Origin of the sequence: Pseudanabaena sp. 'Roaring Creek', from assembly GCF_001402795.1 — a bacterium.
In the GTDB taxonomy this organism is placed as follows: Bacteria; Cyanobacteriota; Cyanobacteriia; order Pseudanabaenales; family Pseudanabaenaceae; genus Pseudanabaena.
The window spans coordinates 1-11,079 of record NZ_LIRE01000401.1 but is presented as its reverse complement, the minus strand read 5'-3'; the positions used below and the strand labels follow the sequence as shown (position 1 = coordinate 11,079).

The 11,079-nt window shown below is 44.2% G+C and carries 10 protein-coding genes; 8 read left to right on the top strand and 2 right to left on the bottom strand.

Features of this window, described 5'->3' with window-relative positions; genetic code table 11:
- The first annotated feature begins 206 nt into the window (after positions 1-206).
- The gene (locus AC805_RS13505) at positions 207-1,034 is read left to right on the top strand and encodes a transporter substrate-binding domain-containing protein (RefSeq protein ID WP_055075909.1); all 828 of its coding nucleotides are present in this window, start codon (positions 207-209) and stop codon (positions 1,032-1,034) included.
- A 330-nt stretch (positions 1,035-1,364) separates the two neighbouring features.
- Here the strand turns inward: AC805_RS13505 and gatA are convergent, their stop codons facing one another.
- Positions 1,365-2,825: an Asp-tRNA(Asn)/Glu-tRNA(Gln) amidotransferase subunit GatA gene (gene gatA, locus AC805_RS13500; protein ID WP_055075908.1), complete on the bottom strand. Its 1,461-nt coding sequence runs from the start codon at positions 2,823-2,825 to the stop codon at positions 1,365-1,367.
- A 280-nt stretch (positions 2,826-3,105) separates the two neighbouring features.
- Here gatA and AC805_RS13495 point away from each other — a divergent pair, with 280 nt between their 5' ends.
- From AC805_RS13495 to msrA, 5 genes are all read left to right on the top strand, one after another.
- Entirely contained in the window at positions 3,106-3,459 is a 354-nt protein-coding gene (locus AC805_RS13495; protein ID WP_197278725.1) for an STAS domain-containing protein, read from the top strand.
- A gap of 692 nt (positions 3,460-4,151) precedes the next feature.
- Entirely contained in the window at positions 4,152-4,547 is a 396-nt protein-coding gene (locus tag AC805_RS13490; RefSeq protein WP_009626685.1) for a Mini-ribonuclease 3, read from the top strand.
- On the top strand, positions 4,544-6,028 hold the full coding sequence (gene rlmB / locus AC805_RS24750; protein ID WP_082429499.1) for a 23S rRNA (guanosine(2251)-2'-O)-methyltransferase RlmB: 1,485 nt from the start codon (positions 4,544-4,546) through the stop codon (positions 6,026-6,028). The genes AC805_RS13490 and rlmB overlap by 4 nt, the downstream gene beginning before the upstream one ends.
- Before the next feature lie 95 nt (positions 6,029-6,123).
- A complete protein-coding gene (locus AC805_RS13480; protein WP_055075907.1) occupies positions 6,124-6,420 on the top strand; it encodes a DUF1816 domain-containing protein in 297 nt (98 codons plus the stop codon).
- A 199-nt stretch (positions 6,421-6,619) separates the two neighbouring features.
- Positions 6,620-7,273, top strand: a complete 654-nt coding sequence (gene msrA / locus AC805_RS13475; protein ID WP_055075906.1) for a peptide-methionine (S)-S-oxide reductase MsrA — start codon at positions 6,620-6,622, stop codon at positions 7,271-7,273.
- A gap of 207 nt (positions 7,274-7,480) precedes the next feature.
- Here the strand turns inward: msrA and AC805_RS13470 are convergent, their stop codons facing one another.
- On the bottom strand, positions 7,481-8,755 hold the full coding sequence (locus AC805_RS13470) for a lipid-A-disaccharide synthase (protein WP_231662842.1): 1,275 nt from the start codon (positions 8,753-8,755) through the stop codon (positions 7,481-7,483).
- 289 nt (positions 8,756-9,044) lie between these two features.
- Here AC805_RS13470 and btpA point away from each other — a divergent pair, with 289 nt between their 5' ends.
- Positions 9,045-9,911, top strand: coding sequence for a photosystem I biogenesis protein BtpA (btpA, locus tag AC805_RS13465; RefSeq protein ID WP_055075904.1), 867 nt, complete (start codon positions 9,045-9,047; stop codon positions 9,909-9,911).
- 113 nt (positions 9,912-10,024) lie between these two features.
- Complete coding sequence (locus tag AC805_RS13460) at positions 10,025-10,909, top strand: vitamin K epoxide reductase family protein (RefSeq protein WP_055075903.1); 885 nt, start codon at positions 10,025-10,027, stop codon at positions 10,907-10,909.
- Positions 10,910-11,079 lie beyond the last annotated feature (170 nt).

Sequence of the window (11,079 nt, the reverse complement as noted above, 5' to 3'; positions counted from 1 at the left end):
TCCTAGTACAATTGGCGACAGCTATAATCAAAACTTAGTCAAAATTTAGTCAAAAATCCTCACCTCCGATCAAGGATTTTGATGACCTAAATTTAATGACCTAAATTTAATGACCTAAATTTAATGACCCAAATAAGTTATCTTAGTCAAGTTTCCTACAATGGAAGCTTGACTTTTTTGTTTGGAATTTGTCGGGAGAAGTCTAGGTGAGAAAGTTACAGGGTAATACTTTGTTTTTAACCACGATCGCCGCGATTGCCTTAATTGACGGAGGAAATTACTTCAAGGCGCTTCAGGTGCATCACTTGGCGATCGCCGCCGAAACTAACTCAGCCATCACTCCAGAAATAAATACGCTTGATAAAATCCAAAAACGGGGCAAATTGATCGTCGGGGTCAAAGATAATTTGCCACCCTTGGGATTTCGCGATCGCAGTGGCAACCTTGCGGGATTGGAAATTGATATTGCGCGGGAGTTGGCAAAAGAACTAAATTTTCAGGTTGAATTATTGCCCTTAAATAGTCGCGATCGCCTAACAGCATTGCAAAACAATCAAGTCGATCTCGCGATCGCCCAAATTACCGTAACTACTAATCGTTCGCGTTTGGTTGATTTCTCTTTGCCCTACTACATCGACAGCACGATCGCGATCGCTAAACGCGGTACTAATTCTCAAGAACTCTACCAACCTTTAGCCATAGGCGTTATCAAAAATTCCGATGCGATCGCCGCGATCCAATCGCAATTTCCGAAAGCGGCGATCGTTGGCACAAGTTCCTATGCCGATGGTTTAGCCGCATTGCAAGCGGATAAAATTAAAGCTTTTGTGGGCGATCGCACTAGCCTCACCCAATGGCTTCAAGAGCATCCTGATTTGGAAATCATCGGGCAACCCATTGCTGTCCATAGTTTAGCGATCGCCTTACCGCGAGGATTGCAGCATTTAGACTTGCGCGATCGAGTATTTGGCATTGTGGATAAGTGGCATAAAAATGGCTGGCTAAAGGAAAGGGCAAAATATTGGGGTTTATAAGTAGCTGGGCAAAATTAACGTGAGTTCGGGATAATTTGAAACGGGCTTTGAGAAAGGGTTTGCGTAGCAAACCCTTTCTCAAAGCCCAAAAGTAAAAGCCTTGCTATGCAAGGCTTTTACTTTTGGGCTTTGAAAACTTGCCAGTTTAACGCGAACTGATGTTAATTATGCCCAGCTATTCAGTAAAGAAAAGTAATACTCCCTTCCCGCTATAAAATTAGACATTAAAAAACAAGAATTAGCGTTGCGGCGCGAAGCGCCGCAACGTCTGGTTTTTTAATGGGAAGGGAGTATACAACAAAAAGCCCTGCAATTCGAGGCTTTTTTGCTTTATAGAGAAGGCTTTTGTTTGTGCCATTCCGTAGATTGCTCGTAGCCATAGGCAACCTGCAACAATACATCTTCTCGTAAAACATTAGAGATCATCTGTAAACCGATGGGCATTCCCTTCGAGTCAAATCCACAGGGGATACTAATCCCTGGCAAGCCAGCAAGGTTTACAGGAATGGTCATCAAATCCGATAGATACATCCCTAGAGGATCTTCGGTCTTGCTTCCTGCCTTAAAAGCTGTAGTTGGTGCAGTCGGACAAACTAAAACATCTACCTGCTCAAAAGCTTTTTGAAAGTCTTGAACGATTAGAGTCCTCACTTTCTGCGCTTTAAGATAATACGCATCATAGTAACCAGCCGATAGCACGTATGTGCCAATCATGATCCGACGTTTTACTTCTGCTCCAAAACCCTGCTCGCGGGTATTCTCATACATACTCAGCAGGTTCTCTGCACTCTCATCGCGGAAACCATACTTAACGCCATCATAGCGAGCGAGGTTTGCCGATGCTTCGGAGGGGGCGATAATGTAATAGGTGGGAAGTCCGTAACGGAATCTAGGACAGGAGATTTCATAGATCTCTGCACCCATACTTTCCATATGCGCGATCGCCTTTCTTACCGAAGCCTCAACTTCGCTATCTAAACCTTCACCAAAGGTTTCGGTAATTACGCCAACCTTTTTGCCCTTTAGGGATTGGGTTAAGTCTGGGGTTAATAAAGCCGCATAGTCAGGAATCTCGATGTTAATGCTGGTGGAGTCCTTGGGATCGTAACCCGCGATCGCCCTTAAAAATATTGCCGCATCTTCCACGGTATTGGCAAAGGGACCAATTTGATCGAGTGAGGAAGCAAAAGCGACTAAGCCAAACCTTGAGACTAGTCCATAGGTGGGCTTTAGTCCGACGACACCACAATAGGATGCAGGTTGACGGATCGAGCCGCCCGTATCCGAACCAGTAGCAATAACACATTCCCCTCCTGATACTGCGGCTGCAGAACCACCCGATGACCCCCCAGGCACATAGGCAGTATTCCAAGGATTTGCTGTGAGGGCGATCGCTGAGTTTTCGGTTGAGCTACCCATCGCAAATTCATCAAGATTAGTCTTGCCAACCATCACGGCTCCAGCCGCACGCAGTTTTGCTGTAACTGTGGCTTCGTAGGGGGGCACAAAATTTTTCAGCATATTGGAGCCACAGGTAGTGGGCATCCCCTTGACACACATATTGTCTTTAATACCTATGGGCACTCCCGCCAGAATTGGCAGTGGGTCGCCTGCGGCGATCGCTATATCAATGGCTTGGGCTTGAGCGATCGCCACTTCAGGAGTTACCGTAACAAAGCTATGCAATTTTGGCTCTAGGTGAGCAATGCGATCTAAAAACTCTTGAGCAATTTCAGTTGCTGATCGCTCTTTATTTAATAAGGTTTGGCGAATTTGGGCGATCGATGGCATAAACAATCTGATGGGTTATTGGGCAGATTTTTTAGTATAAAACTAAATCGGTTACTCCCGCGCCATGCACCTTGACGGAGAAGAGATTAGCTTAAAGAAAAGCGAAAAAGAACCGTCTTTTCTACTATTTTGATATCGGGCAGAGCTTAAAAATGTCATTATGTCCTTTATTTTTTGTATTTTCTGGACAAGCGTCGAGAAAGCAAATACAATATACCCGCAAATTAAGGTACGTTCTTACCCCTTGGAGGTCATTATTCCTGAACCGTTAACTTTGACTGTGAGTTTAAGAGGCAGCCTCGAAGTCAAGGACAATTATCAATTAATACGCCTCGCAGGTCTTCTAGACGCTTTTTCTGAGCCAGCTTTTAAGAAAGTGATAGGCAAGTGCGTCGAAGATGGCCCGTATAATGTGATTTTAGACCTGTCAACCATTGATTTTATTGATAGTTCTGGACTTGGAGTTTTGGTGCAAATGGCAAAAAAAACTCAGACTTTGGATGGAACCCTCCAAATCATCACCAACGCTAGAGTCACCCAAACGGTCAAACTAGTTCGATTAGATCAATTTCTGACACTTCAAACATCAATCGATGAAGCTCTGGCAAAGCTGGCAGAAACAAGTAAAGACTAATTACCAGATCAAGTAACCAAATTAAGTAACCAAGCAAAAAAGCAAGTAGACATTAACTAACTCAACAACTAACCCAACAATAAGCAATCTGTACATCCCAACAAATCTCGAATCAATCTCGAATCAATCTCGAATCAATCTCAAAAAGTGTAAAAATCAACTTGAATTTGATGATATTTTTCGTTTTTGAGAAAAATAAAAAGAAAATTATGGGGCAAATTTTCTAGACTTGATGTTTTGTGCAATCACAAATGCAATCGCAAATGCAATTACAAGTGCGATCGCACTTGCGATCGCATTTGCGATTGCGAAATTGATAAATTAAACAAACTTTACATGATCTAAGTTTCTGACCGCGAATCTCAATTCTTCCGAAGGCTCTGCCCAACAAAGTACTTTTATGGGAGATTAGCTTGTCAATTTCGTATGGTGAGTTGCTTATTTAGTGTGTAAAGTTTGTTTTTAGCATTTCGGGCACTAAAATCTATTCCCAATATCAGAACTGCTGTTATGATATTCAGGAGACAAAATTTATACATATTGATGGGCAAGCTATGCTTGCCCATCAATGTCTGAAAATAAATGTAAATATCCAATGGTTGACAAATATCTCAATATTTTGTCGTCATTCCATCGTTATTCCGTTATTCATCCTACGCAAGCAAATTATTCTGTAATGGCATTATCTCGTAATGTCTCTTAGCCCAATCGTTGAAAATATCGCTGAGATCCCAACCTCTGCCCTAGCCTATATTGGCGATGCTGTTTATGAGATGCAAATGCGTCTTCATTATCTACTGCCGCCACGCACTGCCAAACAGTATCACCAACTTGTAGTCAGTCAAGTTAGAGCAGAGCAACAAGCAAAACTTCTCGAAAAACTCGATCTCACAGACTTTGAGTCCGACCTCGTAAGACGCGGGCGCAATGCTGCGGGATCTATATCACGTAAAGTCGATCCCAACATTTATCAAAAGGCAACAGGATTTGAAGCATTGATTGGTTATCTTTACTTAACCGATCGTGATCGCCTCGACAAAATTTTTACTCAGCTAATTAGCCATATCGATACCCCAGCGCCGCCATGACATCGCAACCTAGACTGAAATCCCGACAATCCGACCATAATTCCGACCGAGACGCAGACAGAAGTTTTGACAAGCGTTCTGAAAAGTCTTTCGACCGATACTCAGATAAACGTACTGATAAGCGTTCTGACAATCGCTCCGACAGCCGAGCTGGTGGTAAATATGCTGACAAGCGCAATGATAAGCGTCCCGAGCGTGTTGCTGACAAATCCTTTGATAAATCCTTTGAGAAGCCATACAAATCCTCAGAAAAAGGCTTTGAAAAGCGTGCTGATGGTCGCTCTGAAGCTAAGTATACGGATCGTACCGATCGTCGTGCGGATTCTAAATATAGCGATCGCCGTCCTGAAAGGAGCTTTGAAAAAAGTGCGAACTCATCGGCTGAGCCCAAATTTGACCGTAAGTTTGATAAGCCGATCGCTAAAAAGTTTGGCGATAAAAAATTCGCTGATAAAAAATTCGGCGATAAAAAATTCGGCGATAAAAAATTTGAACGTGGCGATCGCCCCGAACGTTTTGATCGTGGATCGGATCGTGGTTTCATCCGTAGCTTAGATCGTGGATCGGATCGTGATTTTAGCGATCGCAAATTTGGAGATCGTGATTTTAGCGATCGCACCGTACCTAACTTCGAGCGCCGTTCTTTGCCACCCATTGGACGTGCTGTCGATCCTGATGGAGAACTAGGCATTGTTGCGCCAGTTCATAATCCTGAGAATCCTGATATTGTCTATGGTCGTCATGCTGTTGAAGCAGTACTCAATAGCGATCGCAGCATTAACCGTGTGTGGGTCACGCCCAGACTGCGTTATGCTCCCGATTTCCTGCCGCTCATTGACGAGGCGAAGGCAGCAGGAGCCGTAGTCGATGAGGTAGATAATACCAGACTGGATCGGATTACTGATAATGGCAGACACCAAGGGATCGCCGTTCAGGTATCCGCCTACGAATATGCTGACCTAGATGAGTTAATTGCTAGTGCCAAGGAAAAATCAGCCCAACCCGTCATCGTGATTGCTGATGGCATTACCGATCCCCATAACCTCGGCGCGATCATTCGGAGCGCGGCAGCGCTCGGAGCACAGGCTCTCGTGATCCCCCAGCGTCGAGCCGCAGGAATTACGGCGACAGTCGCTAAAGTTGCCGCAGGTACCTTGGAGATCTTGCCCGTTGCCCGCGTCGTCAACCTCAATCGTGCCCTTGAGAAAATTAAAGAGGCAGGATTTTGGGTTTATGGGACAATGGCGGGAGCCAGTGATGCCATTCACAAAACAAAATTCTCTGGAGCGATCGCCTTAGTCATTGGAGCTGAAGGAGAAGGATTGAGCCTCTCAATTCAAAAAAACTGTGACTTCCTAGTATCTATACCTTTAGAAGGAAAAGTCGATAGCTTAAATGCCTCAGTCGCCACAGGAATGGCTCTGTACGAGATTTTTAGACAACGTTGGGTAAATACGTTAAACCTGAACAATTTGTCTTGAAGTCCTGTTTTAAGTTATATAAAGATATAGTAAGAAAGCTTTAATGCTAAAGCTTTCTTATCTACCCAAACCATTCACTTTAGCTATGTAAAACCATGGGTGGTCACTTGTTTAAGAACTTTTTCATATCAATTCTGGAAATGTTGGGCTTAGCCGTGTGGGTTGAAATTGTCACAGATTTCCCACGTTGCACTTACTATTTTGGACCATTTGCCAATGAATCTGAAGCTGAGGCTGCGAAGATTGGCTTTATAGAAGATTTAGAAACCGAAGGGTCAAAGGGTTTAACTGTAGTAGTTAAGCGCTGTAAGCCCAATTCCCTGACTATTTACGATGATTCACTGGATTTTAAGTTTGACCGCTTTCCTGCATTTAGCGGTCAGACTCTGTAACTAATCAAACGATGAATGAATGAAGGGGCAAATGCCCCTAGTTTTTTATGAGATAAATGCATAATAAAGATCTGGATGAGCTAGGCTTAGTTCTTGCCATATCTATTTATTTCGTTATACGTACGTTATACGTATTTGTTACGTTGATACCAATCCAAGAACGATTTATTTTTTAGTAAACAACTTTTTTAGTGAACCTATGTTATTCGGACTAGGCAAAAAATTGACCCTTCCAACGGTAGCCGACGCTTTGGCAGGAAGATCTTCAGCAATTCCTACCGCATCACACCACTTTGTCAATGGTAATGCTCTAAAACCACCTTTCCCTGAAGGTATGGAAACTGCTGTGTTTGGATTGGGATGTTTTTGGGGAGCAGAACGTCGTTTTTGGCAGCAAAAGGGGATCTATGTAACTGCTGTTGGCTATGCCGCAGGATTAACTCCTAATCCTACCTACGAAGAAGTTTGTTCGGGGATGACTGGACATAATGAGGTGGTGCTAGTCGTATACGATCCCCAAGTAATTAGTTATGCCGATCTCCTGAAGGTATTTTGGGAATCCCATAATCCTACCCAAGGAATGCAACAGGGCAATGATAAGGGCACGCAGTATCGTTCGGGGATCTATGTTTACAATGAGACCCAACGCAAACTTGCTGAAGAGTCACGCGAAGTCTACCAAGAAGCGTTGAAAGCTTCAGGGATGAAACAAGGCATCACGACCGAAATTCGCGATGCTGGAGAGTTCTATTATGCTGAAGGCTACCATCAGCAATATCTCGCCAAGAATCCTGGTGGCTATTGTGGGCTCGGCGGCACGAACGTTTGTTATCCTGCTGGGGCGATCGCTTAAGCCCGAAGCCAATGTTATACCAAAGCTGAAAATGGCGTAGCCATTTTCAGCTTTGCCCCCCTACTGGGTTTGGTTTTAATTCACAAAAGTGCTGTCACACTTTCGTGAATGGGTATTACTCTGATTAATAACAAATCCCTTGTTGGTAATGTCTATGGCTATAGCTACATAAAAAATGCGGTGCTTTACACCGCATTTTTTATGTAGCTATAGCATTTTTAAAAGCATTGCTACGAGCTTGGTGGCGGCTCCCGATTCTCCACAGACTTCTTTGAGCCGATCGCGCATTTGGTCTAATTCTTCAGGATGATCGAGGTAGAACAAAATTTCATCGGCAATTTGAGTCGGTGTAATTACGCCAAAAATTTCTGGCACGATCGCCTTTCCCGCCCAGATATTCGGCCAAGCTAGCAACTGCCCTTTCTTTCTAATTTGGTCGATCAAGATCGAGTTAATCGTCGTTCTAATCAGCTTTCCCCAGAATGGCGTGGATGAAAGTAAACCGAGCAATCCGTCCCATCCGACCTTGATGTCGGAAACGTTAGTGGGCAATAGCACGAGCATCGGTTGGTTGAGGGATGCAAGCTCGGCAGTATTTGCTCCTACCGTAGTAATACAAAGTTGACTACTGCTAATCAGGGCATGGGCAGGAAATCCTCCATGAATTTTGATAACTGCTCCTTTAGCCGTAACCAAATTCCCCTCTACCAGAACCGCCGTTGCTCCATCGCTATCGGGCGTAGGAAAGCTAAATTGGGCATATTGGGCTAGGGCTTCTGGAGTGACTGTGGGGGCGAGGGGGACGACTAGATCGAGATCGGGACGTTTTTGTTTCAGGATATCGGCGATCGCGACAAATAAAGGTACACCAATCTTTAATTTCTGTTCTTTAGAACCTGGCATGAAGCAAACTCTCGGGGATCTACTCGCATGGCTAGATGGTGGTTCGCCCCCGCGATCGACCATCAAATCACCAATTACTGATGCTTTTGCCCGTAAGTCGGCGGGGATCTTAGCGGCGATCGCTTGGTTTCGCACCGCAAAACCATCTATCCAGCGATACCATCGGGCTTCCCATTCGGCATAAACTAGGGTCTTATAACCCAGTCGTTTGGCGATCACAACCGTAAAAAATTGATCTCCACCTAAAAAGATCACGATCCCCTGCTTTGCCCATTCCCATTGAGGGGTTTTGCCCCACAGTAAAAAATCAAAAAATTGCTCTGGTGGTAATACCCGATCCACATTGGGGAAGCTTTGGGCAAGTTGAGGCTCCTGTCCGCTCGCATTTTGATCGGGGGACAATGCGATCGAAATGCGTGGTTTGAGTTTGGCTAAACCTTCCGTGGATTTGTCATTGGATTTGAGAGATAGATCTAAAGCTCTTAGAAAGGGATATACCCATGTTGTTAGCTCCCCAGGTCCATTGGACAAAATTAAGATATCTGTAGAGATATCTCTGGCATGAGGAGCGTTAATCATAGTTAATAAACCCATAGAGTAGGCAGAGAAGTTATTAGCATATCTACTTTATGAGTTTATTGTCAGAAATTGAAATGACGGGATCGAATTCACGATAAAATTATGCACTCACGATCGAGTTAAATTAAAAGCTAGTGAAGTAGCTCAGAAGTAAACTTTAAAATCCAGAAATACTTGTCGTTCGCTAAGCAGGCGGCAGGGACTCTGATTTTAGATTTAATCTTGCTGAATTACTTGCTCGGCTTTTGAGCCTAATTTTTTACTCAAGTTTTTTATAAGCGTCACGCATGTGGATTTAAGTAGTTTATTTGATACACCAAAGCCCGTAATCGGGGTCATTCATCTTTTGCCGTTGCCTACTTCGCCGCGTTGGGGGAGCAGCCTAAAAGAGGTAATTGATCGCGCCGAACAGGAAGCCACAGCTCTTGCCGCAGGAGGAGTGCATGGGATTCTCGTAGAGAATTTTTTTGATGCGCCATTTACTAAAAATCGCGTCGATCCTGCGGTGGTTAGTTCTATGAGTCTGGTTGTGCACCGTGTTAAGCAGATGGTGGGCATTCCTGTGGGTATTAACGTTTTGAGGAATGATGGTCATAGTGCATTAGCGATCGCCTCTTGTGTTGGTGCGAAATTTATTCGGGTCAATGTCCTCATGGGCGTAATGGCAACGGATCAAGGCATTATCGAAGGTGATGCCTACAAGCTCTTGCGCTATCGTCGCGAACTAGGCACGGATGTCAAAATCTTTGCTGATGTTTTGGTAAAGCACGCTCAGCCTATTTCTGTCCCACAGATATCAGTGGCTGTTCACGATACGATCCATCGCGGGCTTGCCGATGCGGTAATTTTGTCGGGTTGGGCAACAGGAAATCCTCCGAAAACTGAGGATCTTCAGGAGGCAAAAATTGCCTGTGGCGATACGCCTCTGTTGGTTGGCTCTGGGGCAACATGGGATAATGTACCACAGTTGATGGAATATGCTGACGGTGTCATCGTTTCTAGCTCTCTCAAGCGTAATGGTCAAATTCAACAGGCGATCGATCCGATTCGAGTCAGCCGTTTTGTCGATGCGGTAAGGTTAGATATTGCCAATAAAAAAAATAAGCATATTGCGGAAGAGCAAATACGGCGATCGCCACCAATATCTATTGGGTAACATCTCTATAAATAATCTATAAATAAAATTAACGATGCAATTATGTATCGTTAATGCTGCGTTAATTTAGAGCTATCTTCTTAGCAGGTATTTACAAAGTGTCTGGAACAGCTATGCGAAAAAAAACTGAGCCGTGGTTGCATCGGTGGTCGCGCCCTGCGATCGTCGCTTTGTCGTTATTTGGCTTTTCTCTTACAACTTATTTGACAGTGACTCACTTTTTGGGTCAAAAAGTAGCACTCTGCACTGTGGAGGGTAGCGGCTGCGATTTGGTGCTCAGTAGTGAATATGCCAAGATATTTGGCGTTCCCTTAACAATTTTTGGCGCGTTGGGCTATCTAACTCTAGGACTTCTAGCAGGCATACCATTACTATTAAAGCGTGACGAGCCCAAGTCACAGGCTCAACTCAAGGAAATCGCGAATTTCTTGATGTTTATGGTATCTTCCTCGACCTTCGTATTTAGTGGCTACCTGATGTATTTACTTGCCTCAGGTAGTATTGGCGGTCAGCCTCAAGTATGTCTCTATTGCATCTCTTCAGCCGTCACGATGATGACGATCTGGTTGCTGACAATATTTGGTAATGCTTGGAAAGATGTCGGTCAGTTATTCTTTACAGGTGCAATTGTGGCAATTGTGACTTTGACGGGGACTCTGGGTGTTTATGCCAGTCAGGGAAAGATCGCCGCTCAAAGTAACTCCTTTGCAGGACGATTGGCGCAACATTTGACCGCAACTAATGCCAAAATGTACGGCGCGTATTGGTGTCCCCACTGTAAAGATCAGAAGGAAAAATTTGGCGATGCGAAAAAATTAATCCCCTATGTGGAATGCGCCCCAAATCCTCCTAACGGAGCAAAATCGGAAGCTGAGTTATGCAAACAAAAAGGGATTGAGGGCTATCCCACTTGGGAAATTCAGGGCAAGATGCTCTCTGGCGAACGTACGTTAGAAGAGTTAGCCAATGCTTCGGGCTATACAGGCGATCGCAATTAAAAAATAAACCATTCCATAAAAAATAGAGTGCTTTGCACTCTATTTTTTTTACATCAGTTTGGGTTAAGCTGGCAAATTTTAACAGCCCTTTCTCAAAACCCATTTCCAATTATCCCGAACTCACGTTATTTATAGCTGTCGCCAACTGTATCAGGACATAATACCAATTC